Genomic DNA, 23,036 nt, shown 5'->3' with positions numbered 1-23,036 from the left:
CGTAAGTCGCTTGCGCTCCAACGGCTAAAGCATAGCACCGGCTCGAGCAGCTTCAGCTCTTGGAGCGAAGCGACTTATGCGATAGCTGTTCGAACAGCGTGAGATTACAGATATCGTATGCTGGGCAGAGATGAAGTTCAAGGCTGCTGGCGCAGCCTTGCTAGCTTCTTCTCATCTAGCGTTGAATAGCAAAAATATAAGTTAACCTCGGTTTTATTTATAAAGCTTGAAGCCATTCTGCTTTTAATTGTAAGGGCTGGGGGAATTGATGGTGCTGGTGAGCTGCTATTTGTACTCAGAGCTTTTGAGCGCAAATTGGCGACTTGCTATCTGCGTTCAGGGCTTTTGAGCGCAAATTGCTACTAGCCTTCACACCCTGTTAATAAAAATATGCTAAGTTCAAGCTTGTGGCGCTGGCCTTGGCTTGTTTTTCCTTTTTGGCAGATTTTTTAGCTTAAAAGGGTTGACATATGAAATTCTGTTCAAGTATAATAAGGGCATGAATGAGTGGCTCTTCATGTAAGCCTTTAATCAATAGATGAACGAATACTCATATGAAACCCATATAAGCTAAATGAATTGGAAGTATAACAAACGATCTAAGGAGGAAAATGAAATGTGCGAGAAGAGTTTAGAGGTCCAGGCTGAGGCAAGCCTTGAGACCCACGAAGACCAACACGACCATGACGGGAAGTTACCGGTTATCATGTACTTTGTCGGCTTAGCGGCTTTCTTCATTGGTCTCTATTTGGAGGCGACGGGATCGGGCTATGCCAACCTAGCCTTCACAGTGGCGATCGTGACCGCTGGCTACCATATTATCCTTGAAGGTTTTGGCGATACCATTCGCAAGAGTCTCGAAAATAAGAAATTCTTACCCAATATCCACTTCCTCATGGTCCTAGCGACAGCCGGTGCCATGGCCATTGGCAACTTCGAAGAGGGGGCGCTCTTGATTGTGATTTTTGCGGGAGCCCACTTCTTGGAAGACTATGTGGACGGCAAGAGCAAGCGTGAGATTACCAATCTCCTGCAGATGAACCCAACAGAGGCCCGCTTGATTTTGGCAAATGGTGAGACCCAGCTGGTTCCTGTCGATCAGGTGAAGGTCGGTGACCAGTTGAAAGTCCTCAATGGCGACCAGATTCCAACTGACGGGGTTATTCTCTCCGGCCTGACCACGGTTGACGAATCTTCCATCAATGGCGAAAGTATGCCTAAGGAGAAGGGGGTAGGTGACGAGGTCTTCGGTTCGACCATCAACGGGACCGGGACCTTCACCATGGAGGTTACCAAGGACAGTTCAGAGACAGTCTTCGCCCAGATCCTAGACATGGTCAACCAGTCCCAGTCCAGCCTGACCAAGACCGCCAGTCTGATCCAGCGCTTGGAACCCAAGTATGTGACCCTGGTCCTCCTCCTCTTCCCCTTCGTCCTCCTGTCCGGTCCCTACATCTTCGGCTGGACCTGGGAGATGAGCTTCTACCGGAGCATGGTCTACCTAATCGCCGTTTCCCCTTGTGCTCTGGCTGCTAGCGCCGTGCCCGCGACCCTGTCCACCATCTCCAACCTGTCTAAAAAAGGGGTCCTGGTCAAGGGTGGGGCCTACCTCTCCCAGGTCGCTGAGCTCAAGGCCATCTCCTTCGATAAAACGGGCACCCTAACTTACGGCAAGCCCAGCGTGACCGATGCCTACTTCGATGCCTCGGTCGATGAAGCGGCCATAGTCGATATCCTTGTTGCTATGGAAAAGGAATCCAACCACCCCCTAGCCACGGCCATCCTCAAGCACTTTACGCCCCAGACCGCACCTGTTTTAACTGTTGCAAACGAACTGGGACGGGGCTTGTCAGCCAACTACCAAGGCCAGGCCTACCGGATCGGCAAGCCTTCCTCCTTCGCCCAAGTCAAGGCAGACTTTAAGGCCAAAGAAGAAGCGCTGGGCCAGGAAGGCAAGACCGTGGTTTACATGGCGGTCAATGAAGAAGTGGTCGGCCTGATCGCCCTCATGGACCTGCCCAACCCAGCGGCCAAGGAAGCCATCGATTATTTTAACCGGGAAGGCATCCACACCACCATGATCACCGGTGACGCCAAATTAACCGGGGAAGCAGTGGGCCGGATGATCGGCATCCAGGAAGTAGTAGCCAATGTCATGCCCGAAGACAAGGCCGGCATTGTGGCGGACCAGAAGACCCGCTTCGGCACCACCGCCATGTTAGGGGATGGGGTCAACGACGCACCCGCCCTCGTCAAGGCCGATGTGGGAGTGGCCATGGGGGACGGAACCGATGTGGCCATGGACGTAGCTGACCTGGTCCTCATGCAAAACGACCTCTCCAAGATGGTCTATGCCCACCGCTTAGCCAAGAAGATGGACCGGATCACCTGGCAAAACATCGCCTTCTCCATGCTGGTCGTGCTAACCCTGGTCACCCTCAACTTCCTTGGCAAGATGGACATCGCGATTGGCGTCATCATGCACGAAGGCTCTACCATCCTCGTCATTATTAACGCCCTCCGCCTCTTACTGACTCCACGCGAGTTTAAATAAGCGGGTTAATAAAAGGATGCTGGTGAACAGCCAAGCTCCACTGCGGCTCACAAATCAATAGCCGTACTTTATCCATTGCTTGAAATAAAAATGAAAAGCGAACGCTTGTGAATGACTAGCGTTCGCTTTTTTGACGGTGGAAGTGAAGGAAAGTCAGACGGGGCTCTCAAAAATAGAAACGGACAAATCACTAACATTCTTGACCATAAAGACTGAGAAGCTGCCACTTTTCAAGGGGACTGGCAGTATCGGCACGAGAAGCTGCCACTTCTCAAGGGGACTGGCAGTATCGGCACGAGAAGCTGCCTCTCCTCAGAGGAACTGGCAGTATCAGCTTTAGAAGCTGCCTTTTTTCAAAGGAAGTGGCAATATCGACTCAAGAACCCGCCACTGCTCAAAGGAAATGGCAAAATCTCGATTTCTTATTGCTTATCATTTAAGATAAGCTTTTGTATTTCTCGCGATTGAAAATGCCTAGCACAATTAAGGTCATAGAAGAGTTAAGATTTGAGAAGGAGTGAAGCGTTGAAGTTGGTCCTTAGCCGTGACTAAGCAAGCTTCAGGGTGCGAAGGCTAGCGGGAGAAATAGACCTCTGGAGCAAATAGCCAGAGAAGACTGCAAGTCTTCGGCGGCTATTTGTGAAGAGGAGCTATTTCTGCTAGCCTGAACCCGACTAAGCAGGGTGAGAGGGCTGGCGGTTAGCTTTCGTTCACTGGAGCAAGTCCCCGCCGCAGTCTGCAAGACTGCGGCGGGGACTTGTGAAGTGACACGAAAGCTGCCAGACCGAACCCGACTAGAAGCGAATTACGGGGCGTAGGCGTAAGCCGTACGGACCCAAACCTGCTCCAAAAGTCAACCTTGACTCCACTTCACAAAATCTAGGCGAGCCTTTAGCAAGGCTCTTCTAGATTTTGCTCCAGTGGTTCAGGCTTAACCGACTTTTGTCGCACTCTAATTCTTTGAAGCTCGCTAGGTGAGAAGAAGGTAGCAACGCTGCTGGCGCAGCCTTGAACTTCATCTCTAAGTCGCTCCGCTCCAAGAGCTGAAGCTGCTCGAACCGGTGCCACGGCTCTTCAAGGACCAACTTCAAAAGCGCAACGCATGCTCACTCGCAATTACTATTAAGCAACCTATATTTACGATTTACCAGCTTTTTAAATAATAAATATCTTAATTTACATAATTTAGTTAAAGAATATAGTATAATGAGAGAGAATGTGTAGAAATTGTGCTTTGAATCCGTTACACTATTCATAAGGATTTTTTAAATTAATAGCTTCATATATCTATAAGGAGGCTTTTTAGATGACAGTAAAAATGGAAGCAAAACATGGTGAAATTGAAATTAGTGATGAAGCCATTGCCATGGTAGTCGGCAAGGCCACTACCCAAAACTACGGCGTGGTCGGCATGGCCTCGAAGAATCAAATTCGTGACGGCATCCAAGAAATTCTCAACCGGGAAAACTATGCGCGCGGCGTGGTGGTCCACAGTGAAGACCAACGTGTGGTTGTGGATGTCTATATTATCGTGAACTATGGTACTAAGATCTCCGAAATTTGTCGTAACGTCCAAAGTTCTGTGAAGTTTGAGTTGGAGAAGGTCCTAGGCCTCTCTGCCAACGTGGTGAATGTCTTTGTCCAAGGCATTCGAACGGATGTCGACTAGGAAAGCTTGAGGAGGTTTAATGTGAATTCGATAGATGCAAAAGAGTTAAAAAATATGATTTCGGTAGGGGCTAAGCGCCTCGAAGACCAGGCGGAATATGTCAATTCCTTGAACGTCTTCCCGGTTCCAGATGGGGACACAGGGACGAATATGAGCCTTTCCTTCACTTCAGGCTGCGACCTGGTGACGACTAATAATGCCCAAGATGTCGGTCAGGTAGCCCAAGACCTCGCCAAGGGACTCTTGATGGGCGCCCGGGGTAACTCCGGCGTGATCCTGTCGCAGTTATTCCGCGGTTTCGCCAAGGGCTGCGAGGAGAAGGAAGTCCTCTCCGGCCAGGACCTGGCGGATGCCTTTAACCATGGGGTGGAAACAGCCTACCAAGCAGTGATGAAACCAGTGGAAGGGACCATCTTAACCGTGGCTCGCGAGGCAGCAGAAGCGGGGATGGCCGCCGCCAAACAGCAGGATGATCCTATCCATGTCATGGAAGAAGTCCACAAGGGGGCGGAAGAAGCGCTGATCAAGACGCCAGACCTCCTGCCTGTCCTCAAAGAAGTGGGCGTTGTCGATAGTGGGGGCCAAGGCCTCTTCATTATTTATACCGGCTTTTTAGAAGCGCTCAAGGGTGAAAAGATCGAAGTCGATGACAAGGTCGGCATGTCCCAAGCAGATGTGACGGAACTGGCCCACCAAGAAAACTTCTTCAAGACCTCCCATGCCGTGTCCAATGAAGACATCACTTATGGCTACTGCACGGAGATCATGGTCAAATTGGGCGAAGGGGAAACTGTTACCGACAGCTTCGACTATGAGACCTTCCGCAACTTCCTCAACGACCTGGGCGACTCGCTCCTGGTAGTTAACGACGAAGAAGTGGTCAAGGTCCACGTCCATACCGAACACCCCGGCCAAGTGCTTGAATATGGGCAAAAATTTGGCTCGTTGATTAAGATCAAGGTCGACAACATGCGCCTCCAACACGACACCATCCTCGAAGGCAAGGCCCAAGCCTCTGCGCCAGCCAAGCCTAAGGAAAAAATTGCCGTGATTGCGGTGGCAGCTGGCCAAGGCATCCAAGACATGTTCCAGAGTCTGGGCGTCTCCAAGGTTATCAATGGCGGACAAACCATGAACCCATCGACAGAAGACATTGTCAAGGCGGCCCAAGAAGTCAACGCGGAAAGCTATCTGATCTTGCCGAACAATAAGAACATCTTCATGTCCTCCAAGCAGGCGGCGGATATCTTGGACCAAGACGCCCGCGTGGTGGAATCCAAGTCCATCTCCCAAGGTCTGACGGCCATGTTAGGCTACAACCCAGAAGCCAGCCTGGATGAGAATGCGGAAGCCATGACTAGCGAACTGGCCTATGTCAAGTCTGGCCAAGTCACCACCTCTGTCCGCGATACCAAGATTGGCGACCTAACTATTAAGGAAGGCGACTACATGGGCATCGTCGACGGCGACATCATCAGCAGCCAAGCTGACCGAAAAGCCCAAACCCTAGCAACCGTTGAGGCCATGCTGGATGAGGATTCCGAAATCGTAACCCTCTTCTTCGGTGAGGGTGTAAGCCAAGATGAAGCAGAGGCTTTGGCAGAGGAAGTCGAAGCCAAGCACGAGGACATCGAAGTGGAAGTCCACGAAGGCCAGCAACCTGTTTACGCTTATTTGATTTCGGTGGAATAGGAGGATAGTACCTTATGAGCATGGTAAAGTAAAATTTGCCAGTTGCTTAATAAATTTTATTACGAAAAAACAAAAATCTCCCATTTCAATAGATGGAGAAAAAAGCAGTGTCAATGTAAATGATGCTGCTGGAGAGGGTTCTGCCGTTTGAGGTGGGACCTTTTTTGTTTATCTTATTGATCATAATGAGTCTGCTTTCAAAAAATGATTTTAAAAAATAAAAAGGCATGTGCTATTTAAGTAAGGTATGCTGCTGAGCAGGGCATTGTTGATGATTATTACAAGTAAAGACATATCTTGGACAAATTATGGAAAGACAATATTGATTCATGATGCATTCTAAAGTTTGAGTAGTGAGATTTTAAATTTTTCGGTTTTAGTTTTAATAGGTATGCAATATTTTTTGCGGGTTAAGTCTGAGCAGAAGTGGAGCGTTGAAGTTGGTCCTTAGCCGTGAAGAGCAAGTAAAGCGAGTTACGGATCGTTGGCGCAAGCCTTACGAGCCGTTTGAGATTTGCTAGGCGAGAGACCAAGGCTCGAGCCGGTGCCACGGCTTTTCAAGGACCAAATTCAATAGCGCAACGGATGCTCATCAGCACAGCCTTAATCAACCATTTATTTCTTTGTAAATACAAAATCTGTACAAATCCCCCAAAACTTCGGGACAAAGACTTTCCGGTGATCGGCTCAGTTGATAGGCCCTGCCTTGCTTTGGCCAGCCCTTGGATAGGCAGGAGGGGAAATGCTTGTAGGCTAACTATAATTTAGTGTTATAATAGCCTTAATGAGGAAAATTGCAGAGCCCAGTGCTTGTGGCTAGTGGGCGTGGGAGGAATGTTGGAATGAACGGCAAGCAGACGAATATTGGGATTTTGGATTTTATTCCCCGGGACAAGGACACGACGGCGGCGGATGCTTTTGATAGCTCGGCCCAGCTGATCCAGTACGCGGACCAGCTCCAGCTAAAGCGCTACTGGTTTGCGGAGCACCACAGCACACCGTCGATCTTTAGCTCGAGTCCTTTCTTGCTGACGGCGCACTTTGCCTCAAAGACCGAGCAGATCCGGGTAGGGGTTGGGGGCGCCATGGTCAATAACCAGTCGACCTATCAGATGGCGGAGAAGATCCGCACCCTCCAGGCCATGTACCCCAACCGCGTCGATGCAGGCCTAGGCAAGAGCCGATCTGGGGATGCCATGAATGACATCCTGGACCGGGAATTCTTCCAGTCTGACTTGACTTATGAGGAGAAGCTCCAGTCAACGGCGGCTTTCTTGGCGAATTCCTTTCCGCCTGGCCACCCCTATGCCAACCGGCTCTTGATTCCCCACCGGGTGGGGGACCAGCCTGAGCTCTTTATCCTAGCTGGGAGTGCCAACAATGTCCAAGCAGCAGCGCGGATGGGTTTTGGTTTGAACTATGGCCTCTTTATCAACAGCGACCTTAAGGAAGCTGAGCGGGCCATTGCCGACTACCGGGCCAATTTTGAGCCCTCCGCCTTCTTCAGCCAGCCCCGGGCCATTGTGTCCTTATATGTGGTAGCAGCCTATGATGAGAAGCTCCTGCCCGCCCTGGAGACGGCAGTTGACTATTGGAGCCTAGCCTTCAAGTTCGACAAGCGGTCGGTCTACCAGCTTCTCTCGGTCGATGATGCTGCCGATTTCCCCTTTGACCAGCGAGAAAAAGCCCTCTTGAGGGAGAACAAGAACCAAAAAGTCGTCGGGACGCCCAAACAGGTGGCCAGCCAGCTCCAGAGCTTGAAGAAGCGCTTGGACTGCGACGAATTCATGGTGCTCAACCAACTGCCGGCCCACATTTACCGCAAACAATTGTTGGAAATCTTGAGCGAGATAGTGATTTAAGGCCATTTATGTTAAAATTAAAGAAGAATATTTAGAAGGGAAGTGAAGCATGATGTCAAGTCTTTCCGATCCGGTGACAAAGATCCCAGGGGTAGGTCCTAAGACGGCCGACCGCCTGGAAAAAATTGGAATTGTAACGGTGAAGGACTTGCTCTACCACTTCCCTTTTCGCTATGAGGACTTATCGGTGAAGGATGTGGCCGAACTAGAAGACGGGCAGAAGGCGACGGTCATGGGCCGGGTCACAACGCCCGCCGTTATCGATTATTTTCGCGGCAAAAAGGGCAGCCGGCTGACCTTCACCCTGGCCGTCCAGCACGAGGTCTTGCGGGTGGTCTTCTTCTACCAGCCCTATCTTAAGGACAAGGTCAAGGTAGGGGAGGACTTGGTGGTCTACGGCAAGTTCGACGCCAACCGCCAGCAGATGATTGGCCAGCGGATTATTGACCTAGCCCAGTCCGACGACCTGAGCGAACAAGCCTCGGTCTACCGGCTGACGTCCGGCCTGTCCCAGAAGCAGCTCGTGACTTATATCCGCCAGGCCTGGGAGCTCTATGCTGACCAGATTGAAGAAGTCCTGCCCGATGAATTGCGGGAGAAATATGGCCTAGTGACCCACCGCCAAGCTCTGGAGTGGATGCACTTTCCAGCGGATGGGGAGGCCTCCCGCCAGGCCCGCTACCAGATCAAGTACCAGGAATTCTTCCTCTATATCCTCCGCATCCAATGGCGGAAGCTGGTCAAGCGCCGGTCTGAACAAGGCATTGCCATCGCTTACGACAACCAGGCCCTGGTCCGCTTTATCCAGTCCATTCCCTTCGAACTCACCCAGGGACAAAAAGAAGTGGTCAACGAGATCTGTGCCGACCTCCGCCAACCCTATCAGATGAACCGTCTCCTCCAGGGCGATGTGGGAAGTGGGAAAACGGTCGTAGCCTTCATTGCCTTAATGGCGGCCGTTTACGGAGGCTACCAAGGGGCTTTTATGGTACCTACAGAGATCCTTGCCGACCAGCACTACCAGTCGGCCCAGAGCCTCCTGCCTTCTGACCTTAAGCTGGCCTGTCTGACGGGGTCGACCAAGGCCGCCGATCGCCGGCAGATTCTTGAAGACCTGGCCAATGAAGACCTGGACCTCTTGATTGGGACCCATGCCCTGATCCAGGACGAGGTCGACTTTGCTCAGCTCGGCTTTATTATTATCGATGAGCAGCACCGTTTCGGGGTCAAGCAGCGGGCCCGTTTGATCGAGAAGGGCAAGTGGGCCCTGCCCAATGTTCTCTACATGACGGCAACCCCTATCCCGCGGACCTTGGAGATCACCACCATGGGCGACATGGACGTCTCCAAGCTCAAAGACCTGCCCAGCGGCCGCCAGCCCATCACCACGACTTGGCTGCGTCCCAGCCAGGAAGAGACGGCCCTGGACCAATTGGAAGGGGAGCTTCGATTGGGCCACCAGGCATATATTATTTGCCCCCTAATTGCGGAATCGGAGACCCAGGAAGCCCAGAACGCTGAAGAGATCTACCAGCGCTTTTGCACTTACTTTGCGGGCCGCTTCCAGGTGGGCCTCCTCCATGGTAAAATGTCCAATGAGGAGAAGGACCAGGCCATGGCTGACCTCCAGGAGCGAAGAAGCCAGGTCTTGGTGGCCACCACGGTGGTTGAGGTCGGGGTCAATGTCCCCAATGCGACCTTTATGATGATCCTGGACGCCGACCGCTTCGGCCTGGCCCAGCTCCACCAGTTGCGCGGGCGTGTGGGCCGGGGGGATGCCCCCTCCTATTGCGTCCTGATTGCCGACCCCCGTACCGAGAATGGTCGCGAGCGGATGGCCATCATGACCCAGTCGACGGACGGCTTCTACCTGAGCCAGGCTGACCTGGAGCTCCGGGGGGCGGGGGATTATTTTGGCACCAAGCAGAGTGGCCTGCCTAGCTTCAAACTGGCGGATCCCCTGGCGGACGCGACCATCCTCGAAGCCGCCCGCCAGGATGTGGGCTACTTCATGCCCTATCTGGAGACCCACGCTGGCGACTATCCCCAACTCTTGACCTATCTCAAGGCCCTGGACCAGGATGTTCAAGCCTAGCTCTTTTGACCAATGAAGCAAGACAAAACAAGGATTAAAGGAGAAAACAATGAAAATTGCAATTGATGCCATGGGCGGCGACCACGCCCCAGAAGTCCCTCTGAGAGGCGCCCTCAAGGCTGCCCAGGAATACCCAGACTTAGAGATTCAACTATACGGCCAGACGGAGGCCCTAGATGCCTATCTGCCCGACGCCCTGCCGGCTAACCTCCAAATCGTCGAGGCAGAGGAAGTTATCGGTACCGCAGAAGAGCCCGTCAAGGCCCTCCGCCAGAAGAAAAAATCTTCCATGGTTCTCGGCTTAAAGGCCGTGCGCAAGGCCCAGGCCGACGCCTTTATCTCAGCCGGCAATTCGGGCGCTCTGATGGCCGGGGCCCTCATGCAGGTGGGGCGGATGAAGGGCATTAGCCGGCCCGCCTTCCTAGTCAACATGCCCTGCTTTACAGACTTCAACAAGTCCTGGGTCCTGATCGATGGGGGCGCCAATGTGGACAACAAGCCAGCCCACCTCCACCAATACGCCATCATGGGATCGGCCTACATGGCGGCGGTCAAGGGGATCGACCAGGCCCGGATCGGTCTCTTGAACAATGGCAAGGAAGCCGGCAAGGGCAACCAACTCACCCAGGCCGCCTATGAGCTCCTCAGCCAGGAAGAGACGATCAACTTCATCGGCAATGTGGAACCCAGCGAGGTCCTCAACGATGCTTGCGATGTGGTCGTGGCAGATGGTTTTGCGGCCAATATGGTCCTCAAGAGCCTGGAAGGTGCCAGCAAGGCCTTTGTGACCCTCTTGTCCGACACCCTGAAGACGGCCTCCTGGAAGAGTAAGGTCGCCGGTCTCTTAGTCAAAGAAGACCTCAAAACCGCCTTTGCGGGCCTCAACTCCGATAATATTGGTGCCGGTGTGGTCTTTGGCGTCAAACAACCGGTCCTTAAGTGCCACGGCTCAGCCAAGGATGATGCCTTCTACTATGCCATCCTCCAAGCCCGGCAGATGGTCGATAGCCAGCTTTACGACCAACTAGCCCAAGACTTTGAAACTTTAGCCCAAAGAGAGAAAGAGGAAGATTGAGATGGAAGTGGAGTTAAAAGTCTTTCAAATGATCATTGACCGCTACGGGGTGGAAGCCGAACGCGTCAGCCGGGACCTGTCCTTCACTGACGACCTCGGCGCCGACTCCCTGGACGTGGTGGAATTGATTATGGAACTTGAAGACATCTTCGGCATCCAGATCCCTGATGATGAGGTAGAGTCGATCGAAACGGTGGGGGATGTCCTCGATTACATCCGCGATAACGTCCCCTCAGCCGAGGATAAAGCCTGAGGATAGATAGCGATGGAATGTCCGAGCCCTGCTGGATATTCCATCGCTTAGTCTATTTGTTTCGGTATAGATATAAAAAATGTAAGTGTAAACTGTAAACGGTGCTGGTGAGCATCCGTTGCGCTGTTGAATTTGGTCCTTGAAAAGCCATGGCACCGGCTCGAGCCTTGGTCTCTCGCCTAGCAAATCTCAAACGGACCGTACGGCTAAAGCCTACGCTCCGTAATTCGCTTTACTTGCTTTTTCATGGCTAAGGACCAACTTCAACGCTCCACTCCTGCTCATAAAATGAATGGTAAAATTCATGAAATTTTATCAGCGATTATAAAAATTAATAATAAATATGCCTTTGCTTTTGAAAAAACTGAATTAATCGTATTTAATTTAATAAATAGGCAAAAGTATCATAAGGCAGAATCTAGTCGAATTGATCCTATTTTGGTTATTATTGCTTTTCTAATACTCAACGATTACTGCTGCTAAGATAAAAACAAAGATTACTAGGTTATTTTATATTTTTGATACTAGCACTGATATTTAAATTTTTGCTATTTACTTGTGAGCAGGAGTGAAGCTTGATTTATTGTCGTTAGCCACGAATAAGCAAGCGATGTGAATTACGGATAGTCGGCGTAAGCCGCTACTAGCCGTTTGAAGCTCGCTAGGCGAGAGACCGAGGCTCGAGCCGGTGCCGTGGCTTTTTAACGACAAAAAATCAAAGCGTAACGGATGCTCACTAGCACCATTAAATTAAAAAATTTATATTACAAAAAGAAAGCGAGTGATTGGAATGAATTTTGATGCGATTAAGGACTTATTTTCCAGCCAATTCGGTTTAGAGATCCAGAATTTGGCTTATTATGAAACAGCCTTCACCCATTCCAGCTATGTGAATGAGAAGAAGCGCGAAGACCTGAATGACAATGAACGAATTGAATTCTTAGGGGATGCAGTGATTGAGCTCCTCGTCTCTAACTACCTTTACGCCCACTATCCCGAACTCCGCGAAGGCGACCTCTCCCGCTTCCGGGCCCGGATTGTCTGCGAAGAAAGCTTGTCCAAGCGCTGTGTGGAACTAGGCTTGGATCGCTTGATCCGCCTGGGCAAGGGGGAAGAAGCTAATGGCGGGCGCCAACGTCCCGGTCTCCTGTGCGACCTCTACGAAGCGGTCTGTGGGGCGGTTTACAAGGACCTAGGTCTAGAAGCTGTCGAAGTGATCCTAGCTGACAATATTTATCCCAAGATCAAGGCTGGGCGCTTTAACCGCCAAGTGGACCCTAAGACAGCCCTCCAGGAAGAATTACAGAAGAACGGTGAGATCAACCTTTCCTATGACCTGCTTGAAGAGTCCGGACCGGCCCACAACCGGGTCTTCCGCATGGCCGTTTCACTCGACGGCCAAGTCATCGGGGAAGGCCAAGGCCAGTCCAAGAAGGCCGCCCAACAAGCTGCGGCCCAAGAAGCCTTAAACCAGCTCGCTAAGAAAGACCAGTAGAAGGGGGCTTTCAGTGTATTTAAAGTTAATCGAATTGACCGGCTTTAAGTCCTTTGCGGAGAAGACCCGGATTGAATTGGACCGGGGCTTTACAGCTATTGTTGGCCCCAATGGTTCGGGCAAGTCCAATATTACCGAGGCCATCAAGTGGGTGCTCGGCGAACAATCGGCCAAGTCCCTGCGCGGCAAGCGGATGGATGACGTCATCTTCGCCGGGTCAGAGGCCAAACGCAAGGCCCAGTATGCCGAGGTGACTTTGACCTTCAATAATGAGGACCGGGTCCTGGCCATTGACCAGGATGAGGTCTCCATCAGCCGCCGCTATACCCGGTCAGGGGAAGCCACTTACATGATCAACCGGCGCCAGTGCCGGCTCAAGGACATCACGGAACTGATGCTGGATACCGGCGTGGGCCGGGATTCCTTTTCCATTATTTCCCAAGGACGGGTGGAGGCGATTTTCACCCAGAAGGCGGAAGAGCGGCGAGGGATCTTCGAAGAGGCAGCTGGCGTGATGAAGTACAAGACTCGCAAGGTCGAGGCCGAGCGCAAGTTAGCCCGGGCCGAGGACAATCTCAACCGGATTGAAGATATTTTAAGCGAGGTGGCGGGCCAGCTCGAACCCTTGGAGGACCAGCGCAATGTCGCCCTCAAGTACCAGGCGACCAAGCAGGAGCTCTCAGAGATTGAGATCGCCCTGACCAGCGTCCAGGTGGAGACCCTGTCCGAGCAGTGGCAGGTGGCCCAGCGCGACCTGGAGGAGTGTAAGGACCAAGTCAACCAGCTCAAGGCCGACCTGAAGACCTACCAGGACCAAGCCGACCAGGTCAAGAGTCAGGAAGAAGCCAAGGAGGACCAGGTCAACCAACTTCAGACGGACTATGTGGATACGGTCCAAAAGACCGAGAAGCTCCAAGGGAAGATCCGTCTCTACCAGGAGAAGCAGGACTTCCACCAGCGCGACCAGACCAGCCAGCAGAACTTCTTAGCTGAGCTTGACCAGGGCATCCAAGAAGCCAAGCAGGAAGTCGAAAATCTGAGCCTTCACTTGGACCGGGTGCGCCAAGACTATGCCGACCAGGAAAAGGAACACCAGCGGCTCAACCAGGCCCTGGAGGAACTGACTGCCGGCCAGGCCGAGCTTTTGGAGACCAAGCGCAATGACTATATCGACGCCCTCCAGGCCCAGGCTCGCTACGATAACGAACAAAAAGAAATCACTAAGGAAAGCGACCGGCTTAAAGACCAATTGGCCCGCTACCAGAAGGACCAGGAAGCCAAGCAGGCCCAGTACGATAAGCTGATCAAGGAGCGGGAAGACCGCGACCAGGACTACCAGGACAAAAAGCAGGCGACCGAAGACTTGCTCAGCAACTACCAAGAACTCGCCCAAGAGGCCAAGACCTATCAGGCCGACCTAGAGGCAGCTGACCAAGCCTACCGCCAGGCCCATGAGCGGATGATCCAGGTCCAAGCCCGGTTAACCAGCCTAGAAGACCTGGAAGAGAGCCATGCCGGCTTCTTCTACGGGGTTAAGAATGCTCTGGGGATGAAGGACCGTATCTCTGGTATCCACGGGGCGGTGGCCGAACTTATCCAGGTTGACCCGGCCTATACAGCAGCCGTCGAAACGGCCCTGGGCGGCGGCCTACAAAATATTGTCACTGCAGATGCTAAGGTAGCCAGCCAGGTCATCCAAGCCCTGAAGAAAAGCCGGGGCGGCCGGGCCACCTTCCTGCCCCTAGCTGTGATCCGGCCCCGCCAGCTCAGCCAACAAGTCCTGAACCAGGCCCAGTCCTGCCCCGGCTATGTGGGCGTTTTAGCAGACCTGGTCACTTATGACCCGACCTACCGCGCTGTCATGCTGAATCTCATGGGAACGACCCTGGTAGCTGACAAGATGGATAATGCCCGGCAGATGGCAGCCAAGCTCGGCCAGCGCCAGCGGATTGTGACCCTGGAAGGTGATATCATCCATGCCGGGGGTTCCATGACCGGGGGCCAGCAGAAGCAGGACAAGGGCGGCCTCCTCTCCCGTAAGCAGGAGATCGACCGCTTGCAGACTGAGCAAGACAAATTGGCCCAGGCCCAAAGCCAGAGCCAGGCCGAGCGTGAAAGTGTCCAGGCTAAAGGCCAAGCCATCGTCGACCGAATGGAAACCGTCAAGGAAGCCGGCAGCGAGAGCCGCTTGGAGGAGCAAGAGCTCAAGCAGGCCCTGGACCAAGTCGACCGAGACTTGAAGAATTTAGAAGCCGACCTGGACCTGGTCAAGATGGACCAGGCCACTGCCAAGGAACAAGTCCAAGACTTGGATCTGCAGGCAGGCGAGCTTGACCATAAGTCGAAAGACCAGGCTAAGATAGTCCAAGAGCTTAAGGCTAGCATCGAGCGGATGAATTTATCCGAATCGGACCGGGCCCAACGCCTCCAGGACTTCCAAGCCGAACTCCGACACTTTGAGAGCCAGTTCGCTGTTCTCGCTGAGCAGAAGAAGCAGGTCGAGAAGGACTACCAGGCCGCTAAAGACACGCTCAAGCAAAAGGAAAAAGACCAGGCCCAAATCATCCAGGCCCTGGCTGACCTAGACCAAGAATTGAGCGAGCAGTCCGGCCAGGCCGAGCGCTACCAGGCCGACTACCAAGCGGCTAAAGCCCAGCTCAAGGAAGTCGACCAGGCCCTCAAGGCAGCCCGTCAAGCCCGCAAGGACCTCCAAAAAGAAAGCCAAGCATTGAGTCAAAAACAACAAGCTTTAAACGACCAGCTCCAGGAAGCCCTGGGCCAGCAAGCCAAGCTCGGGGCGACCGTTTCCCGCTATGAGGTTTCAATTGACAACCACTTGGACCACCTGCGGGAAGAATACGGCCTGACCTATGAGCGGGCCCGGGAGATCAGCCAGCTGGACATGTCCATGGAAGCTGCCTCGACCAAGGTCCGCCAGCTCAAGCAGACCATTGAAGACCTGGGGCCCGTTAACCTGGCGGCCATCAAGGACTATGAAGAGGTCAAGGAACGCCATGACTTCATGACCAAACAGTGGGAGGACGCCGACCAGGCCAAGACCAACCTCTACCAGACCATTCAGGGGATTGACCAGGAAGTCACCGAACGCTTCAAAGTGACTTTTGAAGCCATCCGCGACGCCTTTGAGAAGGTCTTTCCCAAGCTCTTTGGCGGGGGCAAGGCAACCCTCGTCCTGACCGATCCCGATGACCTCTTGAATACCGGGGTCGAAATCATGGCCCAGCCACCCGGCAAGCACCTCCAGCTCCTCAGCCTCCTCTCGGGCGGGGAGCGGGCCCTGACCGCCATCGCCCTGCTCTTTGCCATCCTCCATGTCAAGACCATTCCCTTCACCATCCTGGATGAGGTGGAGGCTGCCTTGGACGATGCCAATGTCCGCCGCTATGGCCAGTACCTACAGAATTTTTCCAAAGAAAACCAATTTATCGTCATTACCCACCGCAAGGGCACCATGGAGGCCGCCAATGTCCTCTATGGGGTAACCATGCAGGAATCGGGGATTTCCAAGCTGGCCTCGGTCAGCTTGGCAGACTTTGACGCGGAAGCGCTTGAAGAAGGAAAGGAGTCTCGTGATGAAAGCACTCGTGGCCATTGATCTTGACGGCACCTTACTCAATCCAGACAAGGAGGTGAGTGCGGCCAACCGCCAGGCCATCCAAGCGGCCCTAGCAGCCGGCGTCGAGATAGTGATTTGCACCGGCCGCCCCTTAGCGGCCATCGAAGCCATTCTCCAAGAAGTGGGTTTGGATAGTGCCGACCATTACAGCGTGACCTACAATGGGGGACTGGTGGTTGCCAACCGTGGCCAAGAAGTCCTCTTCGAAGAAACGCTGACTATGGAAGACCTGGCAAGCATTTACCCAGTCCTCCACGACTTGGACCTGCCCCTGGAGGCAGTCAGTCGGGACCGGGTCTACCAGCTGCCCTATCCAACAGACTATTCGGGACACTATGGGGATGCCCGCGACTTCCTACCGACTGAAAAAGTTAGCCTGGCAGATCTTGACGGCGACCTGACCTTCCCCAAGCTGGTGGTCGCCACAGAGCCTGACCACTTGGACGCCCAGATTCCCAAGCTGCCCCAGGACTTTTACCAAGATTACTCCCTCATCCATTCGGTTCCAGAAGAGCTGGAATTCATGGCCCAGGGGATCGACAAGGGCAAGGCACTGGGGATTTTGGCCGACCGCCTAGGCTATTCGAAGGACCAGGTCTATGCGATTGGGGACGAGCGCAACGATGCCGCTATGTTCGCCTATGCCGGAACAGGGATTGCCATGGCTAACAGCCATCCGGATATCCTGGCCCAGGCCGATTTAAGCACCCGGTCCAATAGCCAAGACGGGGTCGCCTATGCCCTTAGAGAATTTATTTTAAAAAAACCAGGAGACTTGATACAATAAGACAGAAGCGACAAGTTGTCGCAAGGACAAATAGAAAGGTGGCCCAAGCATGGGATTATTTGATCGCATTAAGAAAGCCTTCACGGGGGAAGACCCCATTGTTACGGACAAGCAAGAGACAGCCGAAGAAAAAGAAGAGCAGATCGTCTTTGAGAAATATGACAAGGGGGTTGAAAAGACCCGGAAGACCTTCTCAGAGCGGATTAATGAGCTCTTTGCCGGCTTCAGAGAAGTGGATGAAGACTTCTTTGATGATCTAGAGGAGACCCTGATTTCAAGCGATGTGGGCTTCGACATGACCATCGCCTTGTCGGATGCCGTCCGCGAAGAGATCCAGTTGAAGAATGCCCGGTCCGGTGAAGAAGTGAAAAATACCGTGGTCGAAAAGATGATTGAAATCTACGACAAGGGGGAAAGCCCTGAGGTTGAAATCAATGAAAGCCAAACGGACGACCCGACCGTGATGCTCTTTGTGGGCGTGAACGGGGTCGGCAAGACCACTACTATCGGTAAGATTGCCTACCAATTGAAGGCCAAGGGGAAAAAAGTCCTCCTCGTGGCTGGGGACACCTTCCGAGCTGGGGCTGTAGAACAACTGGAAGAATGGGCCCAGCGAGTGGACGTGCCGATTGTCTTAGGACGCGATCAGGGTGATCCAGCCTCCGTTGTCTTCGATGGGGTCAAGCGGGCCAAGGCAGAAGGCTTCGACTATCTCTTGGTAGATACGGCCGGCCGGCTCCAGAACAAGGCCAATCTGATGGCGGAGCTGGATAAGATGAACCGGGTCATCCAGCGGGAAATTCCGGATGGCCCCCATGAGACGCTCTTGGTTCTCGATGCCACAACCGGGCAGAATGCTCTCCAGCAGGCTAAGGAATTCGCCAAGGTCGTGAATATTACGGGTATTATCCTGACTAAGATGGACGGGACCGGCAAGGGTGGCGTGATCTTCGCTATTCGCTATGAACTGGATATTCCGGTTAAGTTTATTGGCCTGGGCGAGCAGCTGGATGACCTGCAGAAGTTCGATCCAGAGCAGTTTATCTACCAGATGGTGCGCGATGTGGTGGAAGTGCAATAGGCTGGGGGTTGAAGTGAAAAGCAGATTATTTGCTTGATGGAGATTGTGCCGATGAGCATACGTTCCGTCTTGAAAGTGATCGTTAAAGAGCCGTGGCACCGGTTCGGGCCAAGGTCCCTCACCTAGCATTCTTCAAACGGCTAGTAAGGCTATCGCCAACTAGCCGTAATTCATATCTAGTCGGGTTCGCAAGAGCAGCTTTGGAGTGCTTTCGCAAGTCGGAAACGTGCAAGTCTTGCTTGCCCTTATCCCGACTTACTCCAAGCATCCAAAGCTAACCGCTCTTGCTCTCACCCTTGAACTTGCTTTTTCACGGCTAACGATCACTTTCAAGCTCCACTCCTGCTAATGACATGAATTTCTTATTTTTTATATAATGCAATAAAATCATTGATGGGTTCTTTTAGAAAATGGATCAAAAAAACAGAAATTCTGGCAGCTTGGAGCTCTGCTACTTGTAAATAGAGACTTTGTTTGAAAGTCCATCAACCTCTACTTGCAAACAAAAAAGCTTGTTTGAAAGTTCACCGCCCTCTACTTGTAAACCAGGGCCTTATTTGAAAGTTCGCCTCCAATTCAAAACAATTCAATCGTACTAATTTTTCAATTTACATTCGTTGACAATAAAAAAGGCTGGGGCAGGGATCCCAACCTAATTATTTTAGGTCTAATCAGTAGTTTTTATAGTGGATAACGCAATATAAGTGCTTCAACATGATTACTTATGAGCAGGAGTGGAGCTCGAGTTTGATCGTTAGCCATGAAAAAGCAAACGAAGCGAATTAGGGAGAGTTGGCGCAAGCCTTACTCTCCCTTTAAGTCTCGTTAGGCGAGAGACCTTGGCTCGAGCCGGTGCCATGGCTTTTAACGATCAAACTCGAAGCGAAATGGATGCTCACCAGCACGATTTTCTGGGAAGATTTGAATTGACTTTCTATTGGGGCTTCGTTATCCTTAAGTATTGTTAGGAGGAGCAGCGGGCTTGTTTTGCTGGCTCCTAGATCAGTTAAGGGGCGAATGTGAATGGAATTGGAAAAGACGAATGAGATGAACCGCCTCTATGATTTTTATGGCGATTTGTTGACGGCTAAGCAGCAGGCTTATATGGCGCTCTATTACCAGGATGATTATTCGCTGGGGGAGATTGCGGAGGCTTATGATGTCAGTCGTCAGGCGGTCTATGACAATATTAGGCGGACGGAGAAGATTCTCCAGCACTATGAAGCGGTCCTCCATAATGTCAAGGCCTACCGCCAGCGTAAGCGTTTGGGTCAGAAGGTCCAATCCTATATCGACAGTCAGTATCCGGAAGATCAAGTCTTGCATGAGATGCTGGCAGAATTGATGTTATTAAATGATGAAATCGATGACTAAAGTGTGAGGTGTAAATATGGCATTTGAAAATTTATCAGACCGCTTGCAGGGTGCCATCCAGGGTGTCGGCAAGAAGGGTAAGATTACTGAAGCAGACCTGAAGGAAATGATGCGGGAAGTCCGCCTGGCCCTCTTGGAAGCAGACGTTAACTTCAAAGTGGTGAAGACCTTTGTCAAGCGGGTCAATGAGCGGGCCCTGGACAGTGAGGTTCTAGCCTCCTTATCGCCGGCCCAACAGGTGGTTAAGATTGTTAACGAAGAGTTGACCGAGCTCTTAGGGGGCGAGCAGGTAGGTATCGACTATGCGTCAGCTGGTCAACCGACTGTCCTCATGATGGTCGGCCTCCAGGGGGCAGGGAAGACGACAACAGCCGGGAAGTTAGCCAACTACCTGCGCAAGGAAAAAGACCGCAAGCCCCTCTTAGTAGCAGGCGACATCTACCGGCCAGCTGCCATCAACCAGCTCCAAACTATCGGCCAGCAGCTGGACCTGCCCGTCTTTGAATTGGGTAACCAGGTGGACCCGGTCGAAATTTCCGAGAAGGCCATCCAATACGCCCAAGAAAAGGGCTATGACACGGTCTTTATCGATACTGCAGGTCGTCTCCAAATTGATGAGAAATTGATGGACGAGCTCAAGAATATCAAGGCCGCCGTCAATCCTAATGAAATTCTTTTGACTGTAGACGCCATGACCGGGCAGGAAGCTGCTAACGTGGCCAAGGCCTTCGATGATGAGCTAGAAATCACCGGGGTTATGCTGACCAAGCTGGACGGGGACTCCCGGGGCGGGGCGGCCCTTTCCATTGCCAGCATCACGGGCAAGCCAATTAAATTCGCCGGGACCGGGGAGAAGTTGGAAGACATTGAAATCTTCTACCCTGACCGGATGGCCAACCGGATCCTGGGCATGGGGGATATGTTGACTCTGATCGAGCGCGCCCAGAAGGAATTCGACGAGGCGGAAGCTGAAGCCATGGCCGCTAAGATGCGGGAGAATACCTTCGACTTCAACGACTTCATGAAGCAGATGGAGCAGATGAATAAGATGGGGCCGCTGGAAGATATTATCAAGATGATCCCTGGCCTCAACCAAATGCCGGGCTTGGACCAGCTCAAGATTGATCCAAAAGAAATGACCCGGACCAAGGCCATTATCCAGTCCATGACCAACTTCGAACGGGAAAATCCTGATGAAATCTCCCAGAGCCGGCGCAAACGGATTGCCAAGGGTTCAGCGACCACGGTGGCTGAGGTTAACCGCTTGATCAAGCAGTTCAACCAGTCGCGTGACATGATGAGTAAGATCTCCAACGGCAACTTGGGCGGTTTGGACAAGCTCATGGGCGGCATGGGCCAAGCAGGCGGCGGCAAACGCAACAAGATGCAAGAAGTCGCCAGCCGCCGTATGATGCGCAAGCTCAATAAGAAGCTGGGGAAAAAGAAACGCCGTTAAGGATTGGTTGTAGATTATTGTTTTGGGAATGGTGCTGGTGAGCATGCGTTCCGCTTTGATTTTTTTCGTTAAAGAGCCACGGCACCGGCTCGAGCCAAGGTCTCTCGCCTAGCGAGCTTCAAAGGGCTAGTAAGGCTGACGCCAACTATCCCTAATTCACATCGCTTGCTTATTCGTGGCTAACGACAAAAAATCAAGCTCCACTTCTGCTCACATCTAAATTGCCGAACCAAAAAGTCCAATCATTGAACGGCACGGGAAAATATGAATAGTTTTTAAGGGCGGCTTTATTAAGTTTTGCCCTTTTCTTGATTTTGTTTTTTTGGAAAGTGCATTGTCTTGCGGGAAGATGCAGTAAAGTGCCGAGAAAGTGCATTGTCTTGAGAGAAGATGCAGTAAAGCGCTGAGAAAGTGCATTGTCTCAAAGAAAGTTGCAGTAAGCAGCTAGCAGAATATTCTTTGCCTGTGATGACTGGTCAGGACCAATTTGAATAAAAAATGGGCCTGTAAAGAAAAAATACTTTACAAGCCTGGGAAAAGCTGATATAGTATACAAATGTGATTAAAGAAAATATATATTGAAAAGAAACAAGGAGGAAATTAACTCATGGCAGTTAAAATTCGTTTAAAACGTATGGGTGCGAAACGTAACCCATTCTACCGTATTGTTGCAGCAGACGCACGTGCACCACGTGATGGTCGTATCATCGAAAAGATTGGGACATACAACCCAACAACTGAACCAGAAGAAGTTGTTCTTGATGAAGAATTAGCGCTTAAATGGTTAGCTAACGGTGCACAACCAACTGATACCGTACGTAACATCCTTTCACGTCAAGGGATCATGAAGAAACATCACGAAGCTAAAAACAACAAATAAGACTAGGATGAACCAGCATGCCAGATATTGAAAATTTACTGCTAACGATTGTAACACCGTTAGTAAAATATCCAGAAGATATCCACCTGGAAATTGTCGATGGTGACGAATACTTAGAATACCACCTGCAATTAAACCCAGAGGATGTGGGGCGTGTGATCGGTAAAGGTGGCCGTGTAGCAAATGCCATTCGCACCATACTCTACAGCGTCCGCGTCGAAAACCACCGCCGCGTCCGCCTACTCATTGATCGAGATGGAGACTAGGGTGTGAGAGAGCGCGGGAAGAAGTGGACCTCTGGAGCAAAAAGCTTGAGAAGGCTGCAAGCCTTCGAAAGATTTTTTGTGAAGAGGAGCCCTTTCTGCATCCTCGAGCCCGACTAGAAGGGTGTGAGGGCTGGCGTTTAGACTCGGATGATTGGAGCAAGTCGGAAAAAGAGCGAAGTATTCGCTCGTTTCAGACTTGTGAAATCACTCCGAGTCTGCCAGACCGAACCCAACTAAAGGGTGCGAGCAGTTGCGCTCAGACTTGAATGACTGGAGCCCAAACGAAAAAGAGCGGCTTTAGCCGATCGTTTCGATTGGGTGAAGTCACTTCAAGTCTGCAACTGCGAACCCAACTAAAGGGTGTGAGCAGTTGCGCTCAGACTTGAATGACTGGAGTCCAAACGAAAAAGAGCGGCTTTAGCCGATCGTTTCGATTGGGTGAAGTCACTTCAAGTCTGCAACTGCGAACCCGACTAAAGGGTGCAAATCTAACTAACACGTCACAAATATGCTAGAATGAGCTAGGGCGACACTGCCCTAGCTTTTTTAAATAAGAGCATCAAGCTTTTGGATCATGTTAAGAAGCATCCGTTACGCTTTTGAATTTGATCGTTAAATTTTTAAAGGATCAACACTGGCTGAAGCCGTCTTGTACTTTATCCGTAAGTCGCTAACGCTCCAACGGCTAAAGCATGGCATCGGCTCGAGCCAAGGTCTCTCGCCTAACGAGCTCCAAACGGCTAGTAGCGTCCTGCGCCGACTATCCGTAATTCACATCTAGTCGGGTTCGGTCTGGCAGCTTTCGTGTCACTTCACAAGTCTCCGCCGCAGTCTTGCAGACTGCTCTGGTGACTTGCTCC

General features: G+C 51.8%; 15 protein-coding genes. All 15 read left to right on the top strand.

All coding sequences use genetic code 11. The features are described 5' to 3' along the window. The first annotated feature begins 616 nt into the window (after window positions 1-616). The 15 genes from QP860_RS07770 to QP860_RS07700 all read left to right on the top strand — a co-directional run bounded on the left by QP860_RS07770 (window position 617) and on the right by QP860_RS07700 (window position 22,176). Window positions 617-2,554 carry a heavy metal translocating P-type ATPase gene (locus QP860_RS07770; RefSeq protein WP_284912494.1) on the top strand — a complete coding sequence of 646 codons (1,938 nt, stop codon included), beginning with the start codon at window positions 617-619 and terminating at the stop codon, window positions 2,552-2,554. 1,306 nt (window positions 2,555-3,860) lie between these two features. Then, window positions 3,861-4,223 (top strand): Asp23/Gls24 family envelope stress response protein, encoded by a 363-nt coding sequence (locus QP860_RS07765; protein ID WP_067972279.1) that lies wholly within the window; start codon window positions 3,861-3,863, stop codon window positions 4,221-4,223. Window positions 4,224-4,277: 54 nt separating this feature from the next. Next, window positions 4,278-5,915 (top strand): DAK2 domain-containing protein, encoded by a 1,638-nt coding sequence (locus QP860_RS07760; protein ID WP_284912515.1) that lies wholly within the window; start codon window positions 4,278-4,280, stop codon window positions 5,913-5,915. A gap of 842 nt (window positions 5,916-6,757) precedes the next feature. Then, the gene (locus tag QP860_RS07755; RefSeq protein ID WP_284912493.1) at window positions 6,758-7,777 is read left to right on the top strand and encodes an MsnO8 family LLM class oxidoreductase; all 1,020 of its coding nucleotides are present in this window, start codon (window positions 6,758-6,760) and stop codon (window positions 7,775-7,777) included. Window positions 7,778-7,826: 49 nt separating this feature from the next. Next, window positions 7,827-9,872, top strand: coding sequence for an ATP-dependent DNA helicase RecG (gene recG / locus QP860_RS07750; RefSeq protein WP_284912492.1), 2,046 nt, complete (start codon window positions 7,827-7,829; stop codon window positions 9,870-9,872). Between the two features lie 49 nt (window positions 9,873-9,921). Beyond that, a complete protein-coding gene (gene plsX / locus QP860_RS07745) occupies window positions 9,922-10,947 on the top strand; it encodes a phosphate acyltransferase PlsX (protein ID WP_284912491.1) in 1,026 nt (341 codons plus the stop codon). Between the two features lies 1 nt (window position 10,948). After that, complete coding sequence (locus QP860_RS07740) at window positions 10,949-11,200, top strand: acyl carrier protein (protein ID WP_070617554.1); 252 nt, start codon at window positions 10,949-10,951, stop codon at window positions 11,198-11,200. 790 nt (window positions 11,201-11,990) lie between these two features. Further along, window positions 11,991-12,695 (top strand): ribonuclease III, encoded by a 705-nt coding sequence (gene rnc, locus QP860_RS07735; RefSeq protein ID WP_284912490.1) that lies wholly within the window; start codon window positions 11,991-11,993, stop codon window positions 12,693-12,695. Between the two features lie 13 nt (window positions 12,696-12,708). Continuing rightward, window positions 12,709-16,311 carry a chromosome segregation protein SMC gene (gene smc, locus QP860_RS07730; protein WP_284912489.1) on the top strand — a complete coding sequence of 1,201 codons (3,603 nt, stop codon included), beginning with the start codon at window positions 12,709-12,711 and terminating at the stop codon, window positions 16,309-16,311. Further along, complete coding sequence (locus QP860_RS07725) at window positions 16,289-17,119, top strand: Cof-type HAD-IIB family hydrolase (protein ID WP_284912488.1); 831 nt, start codon at window positions 16,289-16,291, stop codon at window positions 17,117-17,119. Before smc ends, QP860_RS07725 begins: the two co-directional genes overlap by 23 nt. 49 nt (window positions 17,120-17,168) lie before the next feature. After that, window positions 17,169-18,200, top strand: a complete 1,032-nt coding sequence (gene ftsY / locus QP860_RS07720; protein ID WP_284910191.1) for a signal recognition particle-docking protein FtsY — start codon at window positions 17,169-17,171, stop codon at window positions 18,198-18,200. A 1,023-nt stretch (window positions 18,201-19,223) separates the two neighbouring features. Further along, window positions 19,224-19,574 carry a putative DNA-binding protein gene (locus QP860_RS07715; protein ID WP_070617568.1) on the top strand — a complete coding sequence of 117 codons (351 nt, stop codon included), beginning with the start codon at window positions 19,224-19,226 and terminating at the stop codon, window positions 19,572-19,574. 16 nt (window positions 19,575-19,590) lie between these two features. Further along, window positions 19,591-21,030 (top strand): signal recognition particle protein, encoded by a 1,440-nt coding sequence (gene ffh, locus QP860_RS07710; protein ID WP_284912487.1) that lies wholly within the window; start codon window positions 19,591-19,593, stop codon window positions 21,028-21,030. Window positions 21,031-21,637: 607 nt separating this feature from the next. Continuing rightward, complete coding sequence (gene rpsP, locus QP860_RS07705; RefSeq protein ID WP_067972242.1) at window positions 21,638-21,910, top strand: 30S ribosomal protein S16; 273 nt, start codon at window positions 21,638-21,640, stop codon at window positions 21,908-21,910. Between the two features lie 17 nt (window positions 21,911-21,927). Beyond that, complete coding sequence (locus tag QP860_RS07700) at window positions 21,928-22,176, top strand: KH domain-containing protein (protein WP_067972240.1); 249 nt, start codon at window positions 21,928-21,930, stop codon at window positions 22,174-22,176. Window positions 22,177-23,036: the final 860 nt, after the last annotated feature.

The organism is Aerococcus sp. UMB1112A, from assembly GCF_030230715.1.
Lineage (GTDB): Bacteria > Bacillota > Bacilli > Lactobacillales > Aerococcaceae > Aerococcus.
Note: the sequence above shows the minus strand (reverse complement) of the source record. Positions and strands in the feature narration are given on the sequence as shown.

What these genes read in the sequence shown, in the direction of transcription:
- QP860_RS07770 (WP_284912494.1), top strand. Translation starts at nt 617, where the DNA reads ATGTGCGAGAAGAGTTTAGAGGTCCAGGCTGAGGCAAGCCTTGAGACC.
- QP860_RS07765 (WP_067972279.1), top strand. Translation starts at nt 3,861, where the DNA reads ATGACAGTAAAAATGGAAGCAAAACATGGTGAAATTGAAATTAGTGAT.
- QP860_RS07760 (WP_284912515.1), top strand. Translation starts at nt 4,278, where the DNA reads ATGATTTCGGTAGGGGCTAAGCGCCTCGAAGACCAGGCGGAATATGTC.
- QP860_RS07755 (WP_284912493.1), top strand. Translation starts at nt 6,758, where the DNA reads ATGAACGGCAAGCAGACGAATATTGGGATTTTGGATTTTATTCCCCGG.
- recG (WP_284912492.1), top strand. Translation starts at nt 7,827, where the DNA reads ATGATGTCAAGTCTTTCCGATCCGGTGACAAAGATCCCAGGGGTAGGT.
- plsX (WP_284912491.1), top strand. Translation starts at nt 9,922, where the DNA reads ATGAAAATTGCAATTGATGCCATGGGCGGCGACCACGCCCCAGAAGTC.
- QP860_RS07740 (WP_070617554.1), top strand. Translation starts at nt 10,949, where the DNA reads ATGGAAGTGGAGTTAAAAGTCTTTCAAATGATCATTGACCGCTACGGG.
- rnc (WP_284912490.1), top strand. Translation starts at nt 11,991, where the DNA reads ATGAATTTTGATGCGATTAAGGACTTATTTTCCAGCCAATTCGGTTTA.
- QP860_RS07725 (WP_284912488.1), top strand. Translation starts at nt 16,289, where the DNA reads ATGAAAGCACTCGTGGCCATTGATCTTGACGGCACCTTACTCAATCCA.
- ftsY (WP_284910191.1), top strand. Translation starts at nt 17,169, where the DNA reads ATGGGATTATTTGATCGCATTAAGAAAGCCTTCACGGGGGAAGACCCC.
- QP860_RS07715 (WP_070617568.1), top strand. Translation starts at nt 19,224, where the DNA reads ATGGAATTGGAAAAGACGAATGAGATGAACCGCCTCTATGATTTTTAT.
- ffh (WP_284912487.1), top strand. Translation starts at nt 19,591, where the DNA reads ATGGCATTTGAAAATTTATCAGACCGCTTGCAGGGTGCCATCCAGGGT.
- rpsP (WP_067972242.1), top strand. Translation starts at nt 21,638, where the DNA reads ATGGCAGTTAAAATTCGTTTAAAACGTATGGGTGCGAAACGTAACCCA.
- QP860_RS07700 (WP_067972240.1), top strand. Translation starts at nt 21,928, where the DNA reads ATGCCAGATATTGAAAATTTACTGCTAACGATTGTAACACCGTTAGTA.